General features: G+C 43.6%; 22 protein-coding genes. 9 read left to right on the top strand and 13 right to left on the bottom strand.

Going from position 1 to position 22048, the window contains the following annotated elements:
- Nucleotides 1-2: 2 nt before the first annotated feature.
- The 7 genes from KI659_RS04775 to KI659_RS04745 all read right to left on the bottom strand — a co-directional run bounded on the left by KI659_RS04775 (nt 3) and on the right by KI659_RS04745 (nt 6481).
- Complete coding sequence (locus KI659_RS04775) at nt 3-848, bottom strand: 4-hydroxy-3-methylbut-2-enyl diphosphate reductase (protein ID WP_213944224.1); 846 nt, start codon at nt 846-848, stop codon at nt 3-5.
- Nucleotides 835-1560: a lycopene cyclase domain-containing protein gene (locus KI659_RS04770; protein ID WP_213944223.1), complete on the bottom strand. Its 726-nt coding sequence runs from the start codon at nt 1558-1560 to the stop codon at nt 835-837. Before KI659_RS04770 ends, KI659_RS04775 begins: the two co-directional genes overlap by 14 nt.
- Nucleotides 1560-2402, bottom strand: coding sequence for a phytoene/squalene synthase family protein (locus tag KI659_RS04765; protein ID WP_213944222.1), 843 nt, complete (start codon nt 2400-2402; stop codon nt 1560-1562). The genes KI659_RS04770 and KI659_RS04765 overlap by 1 nt, the downstream gene beginning before the upstream one ends.
- Nucleotides 2403-2405: 3 nt before the next feature.
- Nucleotides 2406-3902, bottom strand: a complete 1497-nt coding sequence (locus KI659_RS04760) for a phytoene desaturase family protein (RefSeq protein ID WP_213944221.1) — start codon at nt 3900-3902, stop codon at nt 2406-2408.
- 1 nt (nt 3903) lies between these two features.
- A complete protein-coding gene (locus tag KI659_RS04755) occupies nt 3904-4416 on the bottom strand; it encodes an RNA polymerase sigma factor (RefSeq protein ID WP_213944220.1) in 513 nt (170 codons plus the stop codon).
- A 216-nt stretch (nt 4417-4632) separates the two neighbouring features.
- Nucleotides 4633-5529 carry a MerR family transcriptional regulator gene (locus KI659_RS04750; protein ID WP_213944219.1) on the bottom strand — a complete coding sequence of 299 codons (897 nt, stop codon included), beginning with the start codon at nt 5527-5529 and terminating at the stop codon, nt 4633-4635.
- Between the two features lie 286 nt (nt 5530-5815).
- Nucleotides 5816-6481 (bottom strand): carotenoid biosynthesis protein, encoded by a 666-nt coding sequence (locus tag KI659_RS04745; protein WP_213944218.1) that lies wholly within the window; start codon nt 6479-6481, stop codon nt 5816-5818.
- A 91-nt stretch (nt 6482-6572) separates the two neighbouring features.
- On the opposite strand from KI659_RS04745, the gene KI659_RS04740 reads away from it, so the two are divergent.
- Nucleotides 6573-6875, top strand: coding sequence for a DUF4286 family protein (locus KI659_RS04740; protein ID WP_213944217.1), 303 nt, complete (start codon nt 6573-6575; stop codon nt 6873-6875).
- 153 nt (nt 6876-7028) lie between these two features.
- On the opposite strand, the gene KI659_RS04735 is transcribed toward KI659_RS04740, so the two are convergent.
- A complete protein-coding gene (locus tag KI659_RS04735; RefSeq protein WP_213944216.1) occupies nt 7029-7802 on the bottom strand; it encodes a type III pantothenate kinase in 774 nt (257 codons plus the stop codon).
- A 78-nt stretch (nt 7803-7880) separates the two neighbouring features.
- Here KI659_RS04735 and KI659_RS04730 point away from each other — a divergent pair, with 78 nt between their 5' ends.
- The 7 genes from KI659_RS04730 (at nt 7881) to KI659_RS04700 (ending at nt 14501) form a co-directional block, all read left to right on the top strand.
- Nucleotides 7881-8363, top strand: coding sequence for a GNAT family N-acetyltransferase (locus tag KI659_RS04730; protein WP_213944215.1), 483 nt, complete (start codon nt 7881-7883; stop codon nt 8361-8363).
- Nucleotides 8364-8584: 221 nt separating this feature from the next.
- Complete coding sequence (locus KI659_RS04725; RefSeq protein WP_213944214.1) at nt 8585-8956, top strand: GxxExxY protein; 372 nt, start codon at nt 8585-8587, stop codon at nt 8954-8956.
- Between the two features lie 164 nt (nt 8957-9120).
- A complete protein-coding gene (locus KI659_RS04720; protein WP_213944213.1) occupies nt 9121-10260 on the top strand; it encodes a BamA/TamA family outer membrane protein in 1140 nt (379 codons plus the stop codon).
- Nucleotides 10261-10521: 261 nt separating this feature from the next.
- Nucleotides 10522-11679, top strand: a complete 1158-nt coding sequence (locus KI659_RS04715) for an aminotransferase class I/II-fold pyridoxal phosphate-dependent enzyme (protein ID WP_213944212.1) — start codon at nt 10522-10524, stop codon at nt 11677-11679.
- 110 nt (nt 11680-11789) lie between these two features.
- Nucleotides 11790-12995 (top strand): polysaccharide biosynthesis protein, encoded by a 1206-nt coding sequence (locus tag KI659_RS04710; protein ID WP_213944211.1) that lies wholly within the window; start codon nt 11790-11792, stop codon nt 12993-12995.
- A gap of 25 nt (nt 12996-13020) precedes the next feature.
- The gene (locus KI659_RS04705; protein ID WP_213944210.1) at nt 13021-13695 is read left to right on the top strand and encodes a sugar transferase; all 675 of its coding nucleotides are present in this window, start codon (nt 13021-13023) and stop codon (nt 13693-13695) included.
- Between the two features lie 110 nt (nt 13696-13805).
- Nucleotides 13806-14501, top strand: coding sequence for a hypothetical protein (locus tag KI659_RS04700; RefSeq protein ID WP_213944209.1), 696 nt, complete (start codon nt 13806-13808; stop codon nt 14499-14501).
- Here KI659_RS04700 and KI659_RS04695 read toward each other — a convergent pair.
- Both KI659_RS04695 and KI659_RS04690 read right to left on the bottom strand, forming a co-directional pair.
- Nucleotides 14495-15169 carry a hypothetical protein gene (locus tag KI659_RS04695; protein ID WP_213944208.1) on the bottom strand — a complete coding sequence of 225 codons (675 nt, stop codon included), beginning with the start codon at nt 15167-15169 and terminating at the stop codon, nt 14495-14497. The genes KI659_RS04700 and KI659_RS04695 overlap by 7 nt on opposite strands.
- Nucleotides 15170-15489: 320 nt before the next feature.
- Entirely contained in the window at nt 15490-16179 is a 690-nt protein-coding gene (locus KI659_RS04690; RefSeq protein ID WP_213944207.1) for a DUF6089 family protein, read from the bottom strand.
- Nucleotides 16180-16426: 247 nt separating this feature from the next.
- Here KI659_RS04690 and KI659_RS04685 point away from each other — a divergent pair, with 247 nt between their 5' ends.
- Complete coding sequence (locus KI659_RS04685) at nt 16427-17125, top strand: hypothetical protein (RefSeq protein ID WP_213944206.1); 699 nt, start codon at nt 16427-16429, stop codon at nt 17123-17125.
- Between the two features lie 2655 nt (nt 17126-19780).
- Here KI659_RS04685 and KI659_RS04680 read toward each other — a convergent pair.
- The 3 genes from KI659_RS04680 to KI659_RS04670 all read right to left on the bottom strand — a co-directional run bounded on the left by KI659_RS04680 (nt 19781) and on the right by KI659_RS04670 (nt 21748).
- On the bottom strand, nt 19781-20131 hold the full coding sequence (locus KI659_RS04680) for an STAS domain-containing protein (RefSeq protein ID WP_213944205.1): 351 nt from the start codon (nt 20129-20131) through the stop codon (nt 19781-19783).
- A gap of 27 nt (nt 20132-20158) precedes the next feature.
- On the bottom strand, nt 20159-21037 hold the full coding sequence (locus KI659_RS04675; RefSeq protein WP_213944204.1) for an ATP-binding protein: 879 nt from the start codon (nt 21035-21037) through the stop codon (nt 20159-20161).
- 255 nt (nt 21038-21292) lie between these two features.
- Nucleotides 21293-21748 carry a helix-turn-helix domain-containing protein gene (locus KI659_RS04670; protein ID WP_213944203.1) on the bottom strand — a complete coding sequence of 152 codons (456 nt, stop codon included), beginning with the start codon at nt 21746-21748 and terminating at the stop codon, nt 21293-21295.
- Nucleotides 21749-22048: the final 300 nt, after the last annotated feature.

Raw genomic sequence — 22048 nt, 5'->3', positions numbered from 1 at the left:
GATCAAAAGGTAAGAAGCTTTTCCCTCACATCTTCCATCAGCCACATGGGCGTAGAAGTGGCCCCACAGATACCCACACTTTGGTTGTCTGAAAACCATGAAGGGTCGAGTTGATCAATATTGGAAATAAAATGCGTATTAGGGTTGGTGTTTTTACAGACGTGGTACAAGACCTTACCATTGGAAGATTTGGTACCACTCACGAAGACGATCTGATCGAATTTTTTAGAATATTCACGCAGTTCTTTGTCTCTGTTGGAAACCTGACGGCAGATGGTGTCATTGAAATTGACCTGAATGCCGCGCTCTTGCAGCATTTTGTGGATCTCGTAGAACTTGTCTGTACTTTTTGTGGTCTGGCTATATAAAGTAATACTTTTCGGAAGTGTGGCGATATCTAGCTCATCTAAATCCTGAAATACAACCGCCTCATTGGAGGTCTGGCCCAAAAGTCCTTCAATCTCCGCATGGCCTGGCTTGCCATAGATGTAAATCTTTTCAGACTTGTCGAAGGAATTTTTCACCCTGTTTTGTAGCTTCAGCACTACTGGACAGCTGGCGTCTATCAAAGTCAAATTGTTGTGAAGGGCAAGTTGATAGGTGGAGGGTGGCTCCCCATGGGCTCTGATGAGAACTTTTTCGCCTTGGAGCTCCTTGAGTTGCTCATGGGTGATGATCTTCAGTCCCTTCTTTTCAAGCCTATGTACCTCTTCATCGTTGTGCACAATGTCACCTAAGCAGTAAAGATACTCCTCCTCTTCCAAGATCGCCTCCGCCATTTCAATGGCGTATACCACCCCAAAGCAAAAGCCTGAATGCTTGTCTATGTCTACCTTAAGATTTAACATACAATTTCTCTGTAATTACAGGGTGGTCAACTTTTTTTAAGAACATCTCATAAAGGGAAATATTCATCAATAGAAGGCTCATAGAATAAACGATGTCCTCCACGGGGATGGTTCCCAGTCGGATACTCAGGTTTTCGGCATTATTATACCATACTATCGGATTTTCTATCCAAGTGCCGGTCAATATGCTATTTACTATTAAGAAAGGGATCAGATGGATAAGGTAAGCCATATAAAATCTCCCCAAGTGCTTGTTTCCAAAGAAAGCCAAATGTGCTCCCAGCACCATAGCTGCAAACAGAAAATTCAAGCTAGTGTACCATTTGTCCAAATTCCACAATCCTATCATAAGAAATGCGGCAATCAAAACCAGCGTCAATGGCTGGCTGAAATTTTTGAAATAGTCTTTAGGCACAAAATAATTCAGTACTTCATATATAAATATGCAGGCAAAAGGAACGGTGAAAAAGAACATCCATTCCTCTAATGGCAGAGAGAAGACGAACAAATCAACCAAATAGGTGGAATTGAAACCCCAAACCCCGGTCTCAGTGAAAAAATGATCCCATATGATGAAAACTGCCCCAGTCAGGATTAAGGCAGGAAATAAAGCTTTCCATTTTTTGGCATAATTAATCCTTGGCTCAAATGAGCGGATCAAAGGCACCGAAATAGTCAGAAGGTTTATGGCAAGATAAAGATACTTTTCCATCACTCAAGGCCTAATTTTGTACCGAAGTAGGTACCCACTAACAATGACAATTTCCTGGAATTCGGAATTCTCACCCGCATCGAGGAGATTGTTTCCGGACTGCAGTCCCTGATTTTATTGAAGAGCGAGCGGTAATATTTGTAGGCCAGGTACACCCCAGTTCGTGCTCCTTCAGGTAGCTTTTTGATTCCGATCAAAGCTTCCTGAAAATCTTTTTCTATATCCTCTTCTATTTGGGTTTTGGCGAGTTCGTTGAATTTGCTGTATTCCAAACCTGGAAAATAAACGCGGCCTCTTTCCTCAAAATCGCTCTTCATGTCCCGAAGGAAGTTCACCTTTTGGAAGGCTGCACCCAACTTGCAGGCATAGCCTTTTAGTTCTTTGTATTGTTTCGGGTCATCCTTGCAGAATACCTTCAGGCACATCAAACCCACAACTTCTGCTGAGCCATAGATGTATTCCTCGTAGGTGGCCTTGTCATACACCAAATCTTCCAAGTCCATGGCCATACTCTTCAAGAAAGCCTCTACCAAATCTAGCCCTATATCGTACTTGTGGATGACCAGCTGAAATGCATGCAGCACTGGGTTGAAGCTTATCTTTTCCTCAATTGCTTTGTATGTTTCAGCCTTAAAGGTATCCAGTAATTTTCTTCGATCTTTATCGTGAAAGGTGTCCACAATCTCATCAGCAAATCTGACAAAACCATATATGCCATAAATGGGCTCATGAAATACCTTGTCCAGAGATTTGATGCCCAATGAAAAAGAAGTACTGTACCGCTGCGTGATAAGTTTGCTGCACTCCAAAGAAGTAGAGTCAAAGAGTTTGATCGCATCCATAGCCTAAATAGTTACTGGTGTTTTTTTAAAGTCCTTCATTACTTCCCTAGCCACCACTTCCCCTGATATCAAGGAAGGGGGTACCCCAGGGCCGGGAACAGTTAGCTGTCCGGTATAATAAAGGTTGTTTAAATTCTTGTTCTTTAAAGTAGGCTTTAAAAAGGCGGTTTGGGTCAGTGTGTTAGCAAGTCCATATGCATTGCCCTTAAAGGCGTGATAGTCCTTGCTGAAGTCTGTATGAGCATAACTGCGTTTATAGACAATATGTTTTCTAACAGGTTCATCAATATATTTTTCCAGCCTCTGCATTACCATGTGGTAATATTTTTCCCTGGTTTCCTCATCATCTTGAAGGTCTGGTGCTAATGGGATCAATACAAACAGGTTTTCCTTGCCTTCCGGTGCCACGCTTGGGTCCGTGACCGACGGTGCACAGACATAAAACAAAGGCTTTTCTGGCCAACGTGGACGGGTATAGATAGCATCTGCGTGCTCACTCAGGGACTCATCAAAGAAGAGGTTGTGGTGGTGCAAACCTTTGAGTTTTTTATCCACTCCCAGATAGAAAATCAGACTCGATGGCGCCATCACGCGCTTATTCCAATAATTTGCCTGGTAGTTGCTTAAATTGGGTGGTAAAAGGTGCCTATCCACATGGTGGTAATCCGCTCCGCCAATGAGAACCTCTAATTCAAGACGGGAATCATCCTTTAAAACTACCGCAGTTGCCTGACCATTTTTGGTTTCAATATAATCGACTTCTGCGTTATAAATGATGTTTACGCCTTTTTCCTCAGCAAGTGAAACCATGGCGGCGATGATTTCATGCATGCCACCCATGGGATACCATGTGCCGAGCTTAATGTCGGCATAGTTCATCAAACTATATAATGCTGGAATTTTTTCTGCAGTTTGTCCAAGAAAAAGCACTGGAAACTCTAGCAACTGGAGGATTCTGGGGGATTTGAAATATTTTCTGAGGTGTTTTGACATGGACTGGAACAGGTCCAGTTTGACTAGATCTTTAACTAGAGATACCTGGGTAAATTCCATCATGGACTTACTAGGCCTGTAGACAAAGTCCTGTATGCCGACCTGATACTTGTATGCAGCCTGCTCCAAAAATAGCTCAAGTTGCTTGGCACTTCCCGGTTCTATGCTTTCGAAGATCTCCATTAGCTCAGCCAGAGAAGCAGGTACATCCATACGGTCCCTATCCCCGAAAAAAACTGAATAAGAGGGGTCTAACCTGATGAGGTCATAATAATCAGACGTTTTTTTTCCAAAGAATGAAAAATACTTGTCAAACACATCCGGCATCCAATACCAGCTTGGCCCCATGTCAAAAATAAAACCCTCGGCCTCGAACTTGCGAGCTCGTCCGCCGGGGGTTCCGTTTTTTTCCAACAAGGTCACCTGATAACCCTGATGGGCTAAATGAGTAGCGGCAGATAATCCGGCAAAACCGGCTCCGATCACTACTACTTGGTTTTTTACCATACTAATTTTTATTCTTATATACGTTGAGTTCTTCTTTTAGGATCTTCCTAGCAATATGGATTCTATTTTTGACAGTTCCAATTGGTATACATAACTTATCTGCTATTTCGTGGTATTTAAAACCTCTAAAATGCATCATAAATGGTGTTTTATACACATCATCTAGCTTAGCAATAGCGCTTTGAATGTCCTCCATCGCAAAATCACCATATGCCCCATTTTCAATCAGACTGTCCCCAGAGTTGATGTAATGAAGATTATCAGTGGTATCTACGAAAGTTCCCCTTCTGATCATGCGCTGGTAATTGGTGATGAAGGTGTTTTTCATGATGGTATATAACCATGCCTTCAGATTGGTGCCATCCGTAAACTTATCCTTGTTGGTAAACGCTTTGACGATGGTATCCTGCATCAGGTCATTGGCATCATCCATATCTCTGGTCAACTTCAGGGCAAAAGGCTTCAGTGATTTGGACATCTTGTGTAGTGAGTAGCTGAATTCTAGTGTTGTCATGGTGTAGTAGTTTACGTGGTGTTTAATGGTTTTGTTTAAGTAAAGTTAGTAAAGTTTAAACAAACATCCAATAGTGAATAAGAAAATTTGCAGAAAAATTTTTGATAATCTGTTGTTTCCTAATAAAAATGCCTTATAAATGCCATTAGGGCATAAAACAAAAAAAGCAGGAATACGAAATATTCCTGCTTGCAAAGTCAAGTGTATGGTAAGCGGTTACTTATTTTCTCCGACGGTTTCAAGATCCTCTAAAAGCTCTTTAATCTGCCGGATGTGCTTAAACACTTTGGCATTTTCCGGGATTTTTAAATCTTGATTCAAGACTTGAAATCCAGTAAGCAGGATTTGCGATTTTTGGAACCTGTCACACAATGCCTCAACATAATCTTGGACATATTCACTGCTCGGTGATGTGGTGACAATGGTCAGTAAAAAATCAGGTTTATGAATGTTATAAACCGACAACAAATCATCATTTGGTGTACTTTGGCCTAAGTAAATGACCTTGTGTCCCTTAGACTTAATTATATACGCCGCAAATAATAGTCCAATTTCGTGTAGTTCTCCCTCAGGCAGAAATAATAACCATTTTTTTCCGCTGTCCCTATACATCTGTCCATCTATCGCCACGATTAGTTTCTGTCTGACCAAATTGCTTATAAAATGCTCATGCGAGGGGTTGATGGCCCCCGTTTGCCAGAGGATGCCTATTTTGGCCAGAAAAGGGTAGATGATGTAGATCATGGTTTGCTCAAAACCGATCTTTAAAATATTGGTCGAAAGAATTTTGTCAAACCGCTCCTCGTCCATTTCCACCATGCTGATGGTAAGGGCGTAGATCTGGTCCTCATGGGTGATGGTACGTTTGGTAAGGCTGTATACCTCCTCTCGCATTTCCTCCATGCTCATTTTGGCAATCTTGCTGATTTTATAGCCGTTCTCATTGAGGAGGGCTACATTGAGGATCAATTTTAGATCATCATCATCGTAAAATCGAATATTGGTGTCCGTCCTTTTAGGACTAAGCAGGTTGTACCGCTGCTCCCATATCCTGAGCGTGTGGGCTTTGATGCCCGACAGCTGTTCCAGATCTTTTATCGAATATGTACTCACTATGATGTTGATTAAATTATTGATCCTTCCTTTATGATCCTTCCACTACCGACTTCACCTTTGAAGAGAATAGATTAATGAAGAGATAAATTTTATAAAAAAAAATGAGAATTATTGAGCTTGCTTGTTTTATTAAGCAAGACTAGAAATAATACTTTTTTATTACCACTTATAGGTATTTAAGTTTGAGTGCCTTAACCTAAGCTTCATCTGATATATTATTTTATTAGGCCAAATTGCTATTATGTCCGATGATAAAACCATGTAAAATTCTGTAAGGTTTCCATTACAGGATAATTGCTAACACTCCGAAAAAGAATGTCATCGCTAAAAGTAAAGTCATAGCGAGGGGATTTTGTTTAGGAAATTGTGCCTTTTTGTAAAACAACTGTAACAAAAATGCCACACCTAGCCAGCCAAGATAATTGCTGATAGGAATGACACCGCCTTCCCATTGCCAGAAATCCAAAGCCACTGCCACTGGCTCAATTAAAATATCCAAGCCCACCATCATAAATGCTGCACCTAAGGCTGCCAAAAAATCATTGGCAATGTAGCGCTCAGCCAAATTTCCTGTCAGATAGGTCAATAAAAACCAATTGACCCCGATCATTAGGGGCACTCCCCAGAGTTGAATTCCCAGCACCGGACCGTAAATATATTCGCCAAACAGGATGCCTGTCTGCACGCCCAACACTTCTGCTAGAAAGCCGATCAAAAATGTTCCGATAGCAAATACGATAAAGTTTTTGTTCCAACCGGCATGAAAAAGCAGGAGGGAAAATGTGCTGATGGCCAGGTGAAATGGTGTCAGGAACTGGAATATCGGACGAAGGTCCGGTATGGACATTCCAATGATTCCAACACCATAAAGTAAAACGGTAATGATTTTCCAAAGACCCAAATTCTTCAAAACTGGGTGGCTGGTGAACTTAACTTCTGAAAGGGGCATATTTTTTAAACCTGATAAAAAGGGTTCATTGGATAACCCAATTCCCCTATCTTTGTTATAAAGTTAAAATTTAGAATCAAATATATAATTTATGATACTATATAGCGTAACTGTAAATATTGACACGGATGTTGAAAATGAATGGCTAGACTGGATGAAAAGTGAGCACATTCCAGATGTCATGGCCACGGGAATGTTTGTGGAATATAAGTTTTACCGACTGCTACATGAAACAGAGGATGGTGGTGTTAATTATTCAGTTCAATATTTTGCGGAAAGCATTGACAGAATAGAGCAGTACCAAACTGAATTTGCCACAAAGCTTCAGGAAGAAGTTAAGAAGAGATATGATGGCAAATATGTAGTGTTTAGGTCTTTGCTGGAAACAGTTTAAGGGTATCAAGTACCTGGTACTAAGAAGGATTACGGTTCTTCCAATCCGGGGATTTAGGCCTTTAGAACTCTTTCGTCAAAACCCACGCAGTGGGTCACCTTGAATTTCCGCCGCGAATACTTGGTACCTGGTACTTCGTACTTGGTACCAATTTTACTTATTCCCCATCGTAATCAACCTGATCCCCTCCAAGGTTAAATTCCTGTCCACCTCGTCAAATTCACTTTCAAGTTTGACCAAAATCGACGACAGTCCTCCCGTGGCGACGATCTTGAAATCCATATCAGCGAGTTCGTTTTGGATATCGGCTAGCATTCCCTTTACCAAACCGGTATATCCATGTAATATACCGGCCTGAATTGAATGGACGGTTCCCTTTCCGATTACCGACTCCGGCCACTCCAAGTCGACCTCGGGAAGTTTTGCGGTATTGTTGAAAAGGCTCTTGATGGCTGTTTTGATCCCTGGGACAATGTTGACTCCCATCACTTCGCCGGAAGCTGAAACAATGGTAAATGTCAAGGCGGTTCCAAAGTCTACAATGATAGTGGCCTGATTGTATTTTACATATGCGGCGGTGACATTGGCCATGAGGTCGGTGCCGATTTCATCAGGTCGGGCCACGCTGACCTTGAGGTTGTCGTAACTTTTTCCTGCAATGATATAGGGCTCCCTTCCCAAGAAAGACTTGCAGAATTCTATGATGGTGACATTGAGTTCCGGCACCACCGAACTTACACCAATCTCCTCAATATCGCTTACATGATAATCTTTCTCTAAAAAATAGAGGTGCACTTTTTCCTGTAGAGATGAAACCAAAAGGCCGGGTCTGGTTTCTACCCTCAACTCAGCCTTCCATTTTCTATTTTCCTGATCGTACAACCCGAATACGATGTTCGAGTTTCCTATATCGATTGCTAAAAACATGTAGTTAATTTTTCAGATCCAAAGACATAAAGATATAAAACCCATGCATCTTTCTTCATTTTTATTAACTTCAGCGCCATGTATACGATCAGAGAAGGAAAAAAAGAAGATTTGCCGAGGGTGTTTGAGCTTATTCAGGAACTAGCCCTTTACGAAAAGGCCCCTGAACAAGTGACCAACACCGTCGAAATGATGGAAAAGGACGGTTTTGGTGACAACCCGGTATTTGGGTTTTTTGTTCTCATCAAAGATGAGACCAGCGATATCATCGGTACGGCCATATATTATTATAGGTACAGCACCTGGAAGGGCAAAAGACTTTATCTGGAGGATTACATTGTGACCGAAAAGGAAAGAGGAAAAGGCGCAGGCAAGCTCTTGTTTGAAACAGTGCTCCAAAAATCCCTTGAGGAGAACTGCACCGGCATGATGTGGCAGGTCCTCGACTGGAACGCCCCCGCGATCAATTTCTACGAAAAATACAGCACCTACATGGAAGGCGGCTGGTTCAACTGCCACCTGCAATCCGAGGAGATTGAAGAGTTGTTGAGGAAAAGTTAGAAAGGGGCACAACGGGCACTTTAGTAAATTGTCCACTAAGTCGCACAAAGTTGGTCACTAAGTCGCACAAAGTTACGATGAAGGCGCATACAGTTTAACTTTTGGGAAATATTAAAAAGCATGTATAATTATGAAAAAATAATTTCTTAATTTAGTTGAAGTCAACCACTTCAGGTAGGTGTTTTTTTTATTATAGATGTTTTTTCTCAACTGATTTTTTTATGGAGACAGAGATTGTTGCCAAAGCAGTATTAGACTGTGCTTATAAAGTCCATACGCATTTAGGGCCAGGGTTATTTGAAAGTGCATACGAGGAATGTTTGTATTATGAGCTTTCAAAAGCGGGTATAGCTGTTGAAAAACAGAAAATTTTGCCTTTTCTTTATTTTGACTTAGAGATTAAAGCAGGTTACAGGTTAGACCTTCTAGTTGAAAATAAAGTTGTTGTAGAAATTAAATCTATAGACAGCTTGAAAGATATCCACACCTCCCAGATTTTAACCTACTTAAGGTTAACCCAGTGTAAAATTGGACTGCTGATTAATTTCAATGAAAGGTCCCTCAAAAACGGTATTAAAAGGTTTGTTCTTTAAACAGATCTCGAGGATTTGTAAATTCATGTGACATTCTATTAAAACCGCTTCTTGGGTTAAGAATAATATATAAAACTTTGTGCGACTTGTTTTTAATACTTTGTGCGACGTTGTGATTTATTGAAAAACTTATTGCGTCAACGTAATTAATTTTATTTTTGCGCATGAGGAAGTTTTTGTTGTGGGCATTTTTTCTTGTGCCTTTGAGTGTTTGTGCCCAATCTGAACCTGTCGAGGGAGGGGAGAGTAGGGGGAAGGTGTTTGAGAAGCTTTTTGACGCAGCCGATGGCGTGGTGGGGTTTGTGAGCGGGGAAAAGTGGAGCTTTATCCCGGCAGTCACCTATTCCCCGGAAACAAGCCTGGGACTGGGCGTAAGGGCCATCCGCGTATTTCGCCACCAAAGCGATACTTCTGGGATTGTAAGACCCAGTACGCTACCCATTACTTTTCTATATACTCTTAACCGCCAAATTATCCTCACCGGAGAACTTAACTATTGGCTTAACGAAAACCGGGACTTTCTGAATGCCCGAATAGAACTAACAGATTATCCCTTCAAGTTTTATGGAATCGGTAATGACTTGCCTGCCGCGCAGGAGGAGTTTTATGCTACCCGCTATTTCTACATGCATCTGAATTACGAAAGGGAGGTGTTGCCTAGGCTTTATGTTGGACCAAGGTATGAATTCAGGGCAGACGACATTTATGAAAAGGAGCAGGAGGGAATCTTGGACCGGGGATTGGTGCCCGGGTCGGCTGGACAAAGGCTTTCCGGATTGGGCTTGAAGGTCAACTGGGATTCCAGAAACAATATCTTTCAGCCCACTAGGGGCAGCTTTCACCAGTTTTCCTACATGACCTTTCAACCATTTTTGGGAAGTAATTTCACATTTGACCAATTTGATGTAGATTTCAGAAAATACGTGGGTTTCAAAAACCAAAACGTGCTGGCCCTGCAGAGCTGGTGGAGTTTCACTACGGGAGGCCCTCCCTTTCAGCATGTGAGTTTGATAGGGGGCAGTGACCTGATGAGGGGGTATTTTGAAGGGCGGTACCGGGACAATTTGGCGATGGTGCAGCAGGCCGAGTACCGCTTCAAAGTGTATAGAAACCTAGGAATGGTAGCTTTCGGCAGTGCCGGGCAAGTGGCCGACAGGTTTTCCACCTATAGCTTTTCCCGAATGCGCTACGGGGCCGGGGTCGGCTTCCGCTACCGCCTCAATTCCGAAGGTCTCAATATCCGGCTTGACTTGGCCTATGGGGACCAAAGAGCTTTCTATTTCGGATTGAATGAGGTGATTTAGAATTAACCGCAAAGAGAGCTAAGGTTCGCAAAGAAAAATTATAAATATTATAAAACCATAGAGGAGTCGCGGAGAACTTCAGAGAAAGGATTTTGTACTTTGAGGGTTCATAACTAATGTGTTGAAATTAACCGCAAAGAAGCTAAGACACACAAAGAAAATTAAAATAACCGCAGAGACGCGCAGGACGCAGAGAATTAATTTTGAATTCGTTTCTACGCTCTGAGCCTCTAGTTCTCTGTGGTTTAAATAACCTAAACCATGATACCACTTTCAACTCCATATCTAGCCGGGAATGAATGGCAGTATGTTAAAGAATGCCTGGATACAGGCTGGATCTCTTCATCGGGTGATTTTGTGGGCAAGTTTGAGGAGGCTATTGGCCAGATAGTGGGCTGTGCCCATACCGTGGCCTGCGTCAATGGCACGGTGGGACTCCAAATGGCCCTGCAAGTCGGCGGTTTGAATCCCGGGGAGCATGTGCTGATACCCAACCTGACTTTCGTGGCGACAGCCAATGCGGTGCACCACGCGGGAGGGAAGCCCATTTTGATCGATGTGGACAAGGATTTCTGGCAAATGGATCTGGATCTACTGGAGGATTTTTTGGCCAGCCAAACTTTTCAGATAGAGGATGAGACTGGTATTTCGACCTATTATTTAATTACTAAAAAACGAATAGCTTTCCTCATGCCAGTCCATGTTTTGGGTTACATGGGAGATATGGATAGGTTGGCAAAAATAGCCGAAAAGTACCATCTCAAGATCGTGGAAGACAGCACGGAGGCCTTGGGGAGTACTTATAAGGGACAGCATGCCGGCACATTTGGAGATTTTGGAGTTTTTAGTTTCAACGGAAATAAAATAATCAGCACCGGCGGTGGGGGAATGGTGGTTTGCAAAAACCCTGCAGATGCCGCAAAGTTGAAGCATCTGATCAATCAAGCAAAGTCCCATTCCGAAGAGTACACCCATGATGAGACAGGCTATAATTTCCGCATGGTGAATGTGCTTGCTGCCATTGGGCTGGCACAGGCCGAACAGTTTTCCTCCCACCTATCGAGGAAAAAAGAAATCGCGGAAGCCTACAGGGTTGGCTTGAAGGATGTTACAGAGATATCTTTCCAAAGAATCTCGCCAAAGGTTGATAGCAACGATTGGCTTTTTACCATTCTATTAGAAAATCCTGCTGGCCTTCAGGCTTTTTTACAGAAGCAGGGAATCCAAACCCGGAAACTTTGGGTGCCGATGAACCAGCTTCCTATGCACAGCACTCTGCATTATATTTCAGGTAAAGATCAGAGCGACCTTCTGTATAAAAAAGCCCTGAGTTTACCCTGTTCAGTGGGCATTACAGAGAGTCAAATAATTCATGTTATTGGTAAAATAAAAGAATTTCTAGGAGTGAATCACTTCTGATTGGAAATAATATTTTAATTCTCAATAAAATAATCGCTTTTACTTTTGAATATCTAAATTTTTATTCTTCTTTATCTAACAAATGAATTTATTAATACAATGGAATTGTTATGGTAGGATTTTTACGTGTAGAGGAGTTTATTGACAAACATATTACAAAAAGAGAGCGGAGTTTTTTCTCAGAGGATTTTGAAAGCAAGAGACCGCTGCTCCGTAAGGAAATTGAAGGCAAATCAATACTAGTCATCGGTGGCGCAGGTACCATCGGTTCAGCATTTATCAAGGCGGCATTGGAGTTTTCCCCTAGCCGATTGTTTGTGGTGGACATCAACGAAAACGGGCTGACCGAACTCACCCGGGATCTTCGCAGCACGCCATGCTTGAATGTGCCGGATGCCTACAAGACCTACCCCATGGACTTTGGCTCTTTGGCATTTCAGAAACTTTACCTGAGAGAAAGCAAGTTTGACATCATCGCCAATTTTGCCGCCCACAAGCATGTTAGAAGCGAAAAGGATATTTTTGCAATAGAGGCCATGCTGGACAACAATGTGTTTAAGACCAAAAAACTTTTGGAACTCTTGAGCCTCAGACCGCCAAAGCATTTCTTTTGCGTGTCCACTGACAAAGCCGCCAACCCCATCAATATCATGGGTGCCAGCAAAAAGCTGATGGAAAATATCATGTTGGCCTACCGGAATGATTTCAAAATCACTACCGCAAGGTTTGCGAATGTTGCCTTCAGCAATGGTAGCCTGTTGGATGGTTATATTTATAGAATTAAAAACAACCAGCCTTTGTCCTGTCCTGAAGACATCCAAAGGTATTTTCTTTCCCAGCAGGAAAGTGGCCAGCTGTGTCTTTTGGCGACAATTTTTGGACAGAGCGGGGATGTGTTTTTCCCAAAACTGAACGAAAATCAGCTCGTTTCCTTCAAATCCATCACCGAAGCATTGATAAAAGAGCTTGGATTAAATATAAAAACGTGTAATTCTGAGGCAGAAGCAAAAGATTATGTGCCTTCAAGCTCCGAATACCCCGTTTACTTCTTTCCATCCCACACCACGGGGGAAAAGTTGGTAGAGGAGTTTTATTCGCCATTGGATATTATCAACGATTCGGCTTTCAAAGGCCTGGGCATAATCAGAAATGACAACCAGGTTGAAATGGGCAAAATCGTCAATGTTCTTAACCAGATCCGCGAACTTCTGGACTGCACCAATGCGGAGAAAGCGGACTTGGTAAACCTTCTTGCCCTTCATATGGGGGATTTCAACCATGTGGAAACCGGAAAATCCTTAGATCAGCAAATGTAATTGTATGGGATCCTTTGATCTGTTTATGAAAAGAACTTTTGATATCACGGTGTCACTGGTGACGCTCCTTTTGTTTTTACCCTTATTGGTACCGATCATCATTGCCCTACGCCTCACCGGCGAGGGCTATGTTTTTTATAAACAGGAAAGAATCGGGCAGTTCAACAGGCCATTTTTCATTTACAAATTTGCTACTATGCTGAAGGACAGCCCAAACATGGCAGGCGGCATCATTACTACGGCAAAAGATCCCCGCATGACGCCTCTGGGACCTTTTCTCAGGTCTACCAAGATCAATGAAATTCCCCAGCTTTTGAATATTCTATTAGGCCAAATGAGTCTGGTCGGCCCAAGACCGGTTATGAAGAAAAGTTTTGACCAATATCCTGAGGAAGTAAAAAGTGTCATCTACAATCTTCCTCCAGGTTTGACAGGGATCGGCTCGATCATTTTCAGCAATGAGGAGCAACTCATTACCGATGTAAAGGAGCGGGGGGAGGATGTTTGGGAATTTTATGTCAACCAGATTTATCCTTATAAAGGGGAATTGGAGATGTGGTATCAGAAAAACGTTTCTTTTTCAACTGACAACAAGATTCTGTTTTTGACGCTGTATTCCATTTTCAATGAAGATAAAAGTCTGATCTATAAAAGCTTTAAGACACTTCCCCGGCCTGCTTACATGATGGCAACAGCCTAAATAATTGGAATTTTTTGCTGGTAAAAAGTAATTATTGGAAGGTTTTTTGCAATAGATGAGAGGAGCGCTAACTTTTTTTGCGCTGAACTTATTACCCAGCCATTATTACTATGAAGCATTTTTTCCTTCTTCTGTCTTTCTTCAGTCTGTGCCTTGTCCAGGCTCAAGCACAAAGTTTCAACTACAAAAGTCCCGATAGGCCTTGGGCTGCCGAAATTGGGGCAGGGGCCTCATTTGTGTTGGCCGACAATTCATTTCCTTTTGATGACCAGTTAACTTTCAGACCTACCTTTGGGGGATCACTTGGTCTAACCAGAAACATCAGAAATAATCTGGGTTTGAAGGGAACAGTAGGCTATCAAAAAGTATTGGGTGAGGCGTTGGTGTCTAGGGAAGAAAGACTGGCCATGGGGCTCAACGATCAGGCTTACCAATTTTACGGGTATACGATTTTTGCGGATATTGCTCCTGAGATAAAATACCTGAATCGCACTTTCATCAATAGCCGATCCCATATCAACATGTACACAAGTCTGGGGGTAGGTGCTATGATGGTGCTTACAGACAACCAGATTCAGACCGGATCAGGCAATCAAAAACGCAAAAACAATTTCTTGACGCCAATTTTGCCACTTCGAACTGGGGTGTCGTATAGGTTTTTGCCCCTATATGAAGCCTCCCTGGAGGCCGGCCTGTTATTCACTTTTTCCAACAACATAGATGGGCGGACCAATAACAACAGCATCGATGACCATATTTTGACCTTCAAATTTAAATTAAGAAAGCTTTTCTCCTTTGATTATTGATAAAGGGTTCTTCGAATGGCGAGCTTGAATTGAAACAGATAATCGTTTCCAAAAGTGTTATAGCCCACATTTCCGTCCAAATCATCTGAAAGTGTGAAGAAAAATGATCCTTCAGCCCCAGCAGACCAGTTTAAGTTGAGTTGCCTAAGGTAACCAAACCTGATAGGGAAATAGGCCGTTTGGGTAAAGGCATCCTTTGTTATGATATTTTCGGCGATGAGCGTTTGCTGGGTTCTATACACCTGCAAAATCCCCAATCCGACACCCCCGTAAAAGCGGTTCGGCGATTTTTTATAGGGGTCTCCGATGGTAATTTCAGGCATTATATCAAAATAGTAAGCGTTACCGGAAAAGGCAAAAGCCTGGTTTCTTTCCCCCCATTTCTCAATTGTCCGATCCGGCACTTGGGTATTGCTCTGCAGCCATTGGGTGCCGAGAGTTGCCCGTATGCCTAGTTTTGGGGTTAAATGATAAATGTATCCCGCATCAAAGGTCGGCCTTGTTTTGAAATCCAGCATGGAGAGCCTTCCGCCGTTATCCGCATACATGAAGCCTGGGCCGGCGGCAAAAAAAAGGCTATGCCGAGGGGTTTTATTGCTGTAGCCCTGGGCTAAACCATCCAAATTCAGGCAGGTTAGAAAAAACAATATCCAAAGATTTTTTTTCATCAGAATCTCTTTTTTACTGTTTCTTCTGCAAACCTCCTACCAAATTGGTTTAGGGGGTTAAGTCCCGATTGGCGCTACGCTTATCGGGACGGTTTAGAGGTTTAGTTGATGCAGGCCTGCCGGACGGTGCTCTTCGGCCTCTTACTGAACTTCATGGCTTTTCTTATTAATAGGTAGTTACGGCAGACTACGTGTGGAGTGCTCGAAACTAAGTCTGCCACGGCTGTCGTCGCCTCGCGCCTAAACCCCTAAACGTCTCGCTAGAGGCGAAGTTTACCTCCCGGGGGAGGCCGAGAGCGGATATAAACCCCTAAACCAATTCATCTATACCTAGATAAATACCTAGTAAGCATAAGTTGCGCTTGGATAAAATGGTCGTTTCTGGTGTTGGTACCGGCATTGCCGTCCAAGTAGTCGGAGAAGGTTATAAAAGCACTGCCTTCCAGGCTCAGGTTCCAAAATGGGGATAACTGGCGGCTCACTCCAAGCCTTAGAGGGATATATGGGGTGGAGGTTTGCACATCTTCCCTTGTGGTTTCCCCTACCATGTTTTGGCTTCGGAAGACGGTAAGGTAGCCAAATCCCGCTCCCGCATACACATTGATATCGCTCCTGATGGCTTCGTAGGGGGAATTGGAAAATAGATATACCACTGGCATGATGTCGGCAAAATATGTCCTGCCGGTGAAAGAAAGGGCATAGCCATTCTCTATCCAATTGGGGAAAAAGTTTTCATACACAATAGCATGTTTGCTACCGATTACTTGACCGCCCACGGTGGCCCTAAGGTCCAAGGTGGAGTTTAACTGTCTTGCATAAGAAAGCGAAACTGCGGGAAGGAAATTGGTGATATTCCTTCTGATCCCGCCGGTATTGTCACCGGCCATCACACCGAGTCCCGAACCAATAGAAACCGTGGAGTTGCCCCTTAACGATAAATTCCTGTTGAATGCCTGTCCATAAGATAGGTGGCAGAGGCAGCATAAAAAAACTATAAAAAATGCTCTCATGACCAAAAAGTTTGAATTACTGATTGTTATAGGTGTAAATATAATAAATTCGTGGTTATCCGCAATGATGACAGCAGCCAATTTCCTTTTGGACCCAGCGCCATCAGAAATTCAACCTTCCCACGGTTCTCTAACCTCCTAATCCTCCCGATCCGCGAAGCGGTAATCGGGAAATAACCCTCTAAACTATTCAAATATGGCTCTTTTTTTGTATTCATTTTACTAGTTACTTTTAGACCATTATCATATGAAAGCAAGATTTTTACCCCTATTCCTCCTATTTTTCATTGGGGGATTTCAGGCCGTATTGGCCCAGAACTTCAATTTCCAATCACTTGACAGGCCGTGGGCTGTGGAGGTAGGCGTGGGGCCTGGATGGACCTATGCGGATAATTCCAGTGCCTTTAGAAGAGCGGGATTTTCCCTACATCCGGCTGCATCGGTTTCTCTGGCTAGAAATATTTCCCCTGCTGTATCCCTCCGTGGGACCATAGGTTTTCAGCAGATGGAAGGGAACTTCAACGCTGATGAAGCCAGAAAAGTCCGGATGGGAGAGCAGGGCAATGCCTACCATTTTGAAGGGCAGATTTATTACTTTGATTTCATGCCTGTCTTCAATTTTGTAGGTGGACCGCGCCACATCAACCGTAGCCAGGTGAATATCTATGGTGGTATTGGTGTGGGTGTGATGGGAATTATGGGAGATTATGACATCATGGTCAACGGTGAATCCCAAAATGTCAACAACGACATGGTCATAGCCACCTTCCCCGCCCGGGCAGGCATATCCTACCGCTTCCGTCCCCAGTTAGACTTTGCCTTAGAGGGCACGGTTTTGATTACATTAAGGGATGATATTGACGGACACACCGGGTACAACCGCTTTGATGATTATCCGATGAATGTGCAGTTCAAAGTGAGGAAGATGTTTTCGTTTGATTATTAATTCGTGGTTTAGAAGGTTAGCCGGCCTGCGGCCTAGGTTAGGGGGTTAGAAATCGCGATGCGACGACAAGATTGGAAATTGGTTGAAGGGTTGAATGTCCCAGATGATATAGCTTCGCTCTATATCCTCTGGGACTGATTATGGGATTAATGATTGAATATCTTACGTTAAACTATTAAACCTCCTGATGGGCACTGCGCGGGATGAAATAAGGTAACGGGAGGATGGCAGGATTATACCATTGAAGTGAATACTCCATCAATTGCGGAATTCTCTCTCAGTGCTCAGTACACAGAGGAGCACACGTACGTGCACTGCGCGCTGGGCACTGCGCGGGATGAAATAAGGTATCGGGAGGATGGCAGGATTATACCTTTGAAGTGAATACTCCATCAATTGCGGAATTCTCTCTCAGTGCTCAGTTCACAGAGGAGCACACGTACGTGCACTGCGCGCTGAGCACTGCGCGGGATGAAAGTGGGTACCGGGAAGATGGCAGGATATCCCATTGAAGTGAATACTCCATCAATATTGGAATTGTCTCTCAGTGCTCAGTGCACACGGCTCACGTACGCGCACTGCGCCCTGCGCACTGAGCGCTGGGCACGGCGCGGGATGAAAGTGGGTAACGGGACGATGGCAGGATATACCATAGAAGAGAATACTCCATCAATTTTGGACTTCTCTCTCAGTGCTCAGTGCACAGGGCTCACGTACGCGCACTGCGCACTGCGCACTGAGCGCTGGGCACTGCGCGGGATGAAAGTGGGTAACGGGAAGATGGCAGGATATACCATTGAAGTGAATACTCCATCAATTTTGGAATTCTCTCTCAGTGCTCAGTGCACAGAGCTCACGAACGCGCACTGCGCATGGAGCGCTGGGCACTGCGCGGGATGAAAGTGGGTAACGGGAGGATGGCACGATTATACCATTGAAGTGAACACTCCCTCAATTGCGGAATTCTCTCGCAGCGCTCAGTGCACAGAGCTCACGTACGCGCACTGCGCACGGAGCGCTGGGCCCTGCGCGGGATGAAAGTGGGTAACGGGAGGATGGCACGATTATACCATTGAAGTGAACACTCCCTCAATTGCGGAATTCTCTCGCAGCGCTCAGTGCACAGAGCTCACGTACGCGCACTGCGCACGGAGCGCTGGGCCCTGCGCGGGATGAAAGTGAGTAACGGGACGATGGCAGGATATACCATTGAAGTGAAAACTCCAACAATTGCGGAATTCTCTCTCAGCGCTCAGTGCACAGAGCTCAAGTACGTGCACTGCGCATGGAGCACTGAGCACTGAGCGGGATGAAAGTGGGTAACGGGAGGATGGCAAGATTATACCATTGAAGTGAACACTCCATCAATTGCGGAATTCTCTCTCAGCGCTCAGTGCACAGAGCTCACGTACGTGCACTGCGCATGGAGCTCTGAGCACTGCGCGGGATGAAAGTGGGTAACGGGAGGATGGCAAGATTATACCAGTGAAGTGAACACTCCATCAATTGCGGAATTCTCTCTCAGCGTGCAGTGCACAGAGCGCAGTGCTTGGAACGTTAACCAGACTGAGCTCCAGCAAGAGTCAGGGTATCAAGTACCACGTACCAGGTACCAGGTATTCTAGGACGGAGGTTTTTTTGGCAGTTTTGGCGGTTGCGGTTTGCCGGCGTTTTTATTTACGGGAGCCTCCCGCTGGGCTGCGCCCAGCGGATGGGCTATCGGGTACTGAAGGATAAGACTTTTCTCTTTGCGCTTCTTCCAAGCTTTGCGGTGATAATTGACCCGAGTCGGAGACTCTACACTCAATAGTTCGAAGTCTGAAGACATTCGCACAACGGAATAGTGGTTTAATGGTTGATCGTCCCGCTGGCATTATTGCATTAGATGCCAGCGGGACTGATTAAGGGATTAACGTTATTCTATTAATCCCTGATGTGCGCAGCGCTATCAAGACTTCAACCCTTTAACTAATTCCCCCCTCTCCGCTGTTCGAAAGGGCTGGGGGGGTCAAAATGGAGGCACAGCCTCTACTTTCACAGTTCCAAGGCACAGCCTTGGAACAACCGTATGCCCCAGCTCCGTTAGGAGCGGCCGATATAATAACCGCCGGTGGCAACCGGCGGGCAGCAAATACCTACCGAGCTGTAAGTCCCAGAGGGACGCACCATATTAATTCTGAGTAAGGGCTGGGGGATCAACAATACGCTGGCCCTTCGGCTCCCCATCGACTTCGCTCAGGGACCACGCTCCGGGATATGCACTGCGCACGGAGCACTGAGCACTGGGAAATTGCCACGGTGGTTAGGGAGGTTAAGTCCGCTTTCGGCTCCGCCTCAAGCGAGACGGTTTAGGAGCCTGTCTGCGCCAGGCAGGTTTAGCGCAAAGCGACGACAAGGGTTGAAAGTAATGCACTGCGCGCGGAGCACTGCGCGGGATGAAAGTGGGTAGCGGGAAGATGGTAGATATTAACATTTGATGTGAACACAACATCATTTGCCGAATCCCTCTCAGGGCTCAGTACACAGAGCTCAGCGCTTGGAACGTGAACAATCCATGCTGCTCTGAATGGAATGAAGGAAGAAGAAGAATGCACAATTGAGGTGAACCCCACATCAATTGCGAAATCCCCCTCAGGGCTAAGAATGCAGAATGATTTAGATCGAAAGCAAATAAGCTTCCATCTCATTTTCGTTTTTAAAACTGATTCTTTCGATGAATGTGGCTTTTTTATAATCAACTTTCTTTGATTCAGCAACAGTCTCTAGCATTTGGTTTACTGAAGGGGCTACGTTCAATAATGAAATTGATTTACCGCGATTTTGATACCTTTCCAGGTAAACTGCAAGCTCATGAGCTGCGGCACGTGAAATAAAATCAATATTTTCAAAGTCTACAGAAAAGTTATCTACCTCACTAACCTTATCAAAAATGATCCTTATAGACTCCCTGTTACTTATGGAATCAGCATAAAAAGTAGAAAGTCTGATATTTGATGGATTATTCATAGCATTACAAAGATAAGTCTAATTATACTACTCTGTATATTCATAAATGTTAAAAGTTTCATTTAAGTTCACTACAGGAACTCTTAAAAAAGCCAATGCCCCTTGCGAAGCAACTCCAAAATCAACCAACCTGTAATTAATTAATAGACCATTTCCACTCAAAAAAACAAAGGTTCCATTCAGGCCATCGACCAGCATTTCCCTAGAAGTATGGACTCCAAACCCCCTTTCCTTTAAACTTTTCGTGGATCCTCCCCGGATCATCGTTTCAATTGCATCTAAATGAGTTGCAACATGAGAATAGTCTTTTTCTCCACTATAGGCTAAATAAGAATTTAAAACCCCTATCCCTGAATCTGCCAGTGAAATATCCAAAAAGCCTTTTGAGGGATAATACTGAAATGAAATCCAACCAAAATCATGCCCAGAATGATCTACAATATTATCCGTCAACTCTGACAGCAAGTAATTAATAGCAATGTAATAATTCATAGGCAACTTAGCAATTTGGCGTATCATCTGACACACATGACTGATTAAATTATCCCTTGTAATTGTTTCTACTTCACTTTTACCAGTGGAAAATTTGATTAGGGGGAGATAACTTTTACTGGAAAACCCATTTAGATATCTTTGCCAGTCATCTGCTGAAGAAGGACTATAGCCTTGCAAGAAATTTATGGTTTGGCAATAACTATAATGAGGCTTACTGTAATGCCCAAATCCAGGGTTATTATCTACTAGGCAAGAAAAATAGGTCGATAATAAGGGCGGACAAAATTTAAAATTTGAAAAATCTAAGTAATTTTTCCCAGCCGAATTTTCTCTCAAAAAATTCCTTATGATTGATAACTGATATCCTGGTCGATAATCCCAATCTGTACTTTTTACAATTATATTTTTCAATACCTCCCTTTTTTCAAAATATAACCAGTCTGATTTGAAAATTCAATAGTTAATGTTATAATCTTCTGAAAAGAATTGCCTTACTGAGCTCAATTCAAAGTTTCTTTGTCTGAATTATTTAAGCTGGAAGATGGAAGGAATCTATTTTCACTCCATTTGGGAGTGTACAAGTCAAAATGGGCAAACCAGAAAAGTATATCCCTTATTTCTATGGGATATATCACATTGGTATCCAACACACAGGTGAACCTTACACTATGAATCATACAGCCCCAGGTCTTCGTCGGATTTCATTATATCCTGGAGGAGAGCCTCTTGGTTCTTTTTCTGAACAGCCTTGTACTCGGCGACATCTTCAAATTTCACACGCCTGTGCTTTCCAATTTTGGTAAATGGAATTTTACCTTCCTCAAGAAGTTTGACGAAATGGGGCCTGGAACAGCCTAGGAATTCTGCTGCTGCCTGGGTAGTCAACTCAGTAGCCATTGGCACTATTGATATAGGCTTACCCTGACCCATTGCCTTCAAAACCTTGGCAAAAAGTTTTAGAGCTTCCATCGGAATTTTGATCTTTTCCTGTGTTTCCTCTATTTCTATCTCTGGATTATCGGATCTCAGTTGGCTTAGCATTGACGCGAGTGCATTGTAAGATTCCAATGCAATCATTTGCTCATCCTTTGATGGCTTCTTGAGGTCGTTAAGGGAATTCATATTCTAAGGTTTATATAAATATAAACGAAATAAACGAAACGAAGTTCGATTAGGTGAGATTTTTAGTTTAAGCTTTTGATGTCCAGATTGGATTTTGGGTACCAGGTACCACGTACCAGGTACCAGGTATTCTAGGGCGGAGGTTTTTTTGGCAGTTTTGGCGGTTGCGGTTTGCCGGCGTTTTTATTTACGGGAGCCTCCCGATGGGCTACGCTCAGCGGATGGGCTATCGGGAACTGCGCACTGAGCGCTGGGCGCACGCGGGATGAAAGTGGGTAGCGGGAAGATGGCAGGATTGCA

Origin of the sequence: Litoribacter ruber (genome assembly GCF_018449405.1) — a bacterium.
GTDB classification, from domain to species: domain Bacteria; phylum Bacteroidota; class Bacteroidia; order Cytophagales; family Cyclobacteriaceae; genus Litoribacter; species Litoribacter ruber.
This window is presented reverse-complemented; position numbering and strand designations above follow the sequence as displayed.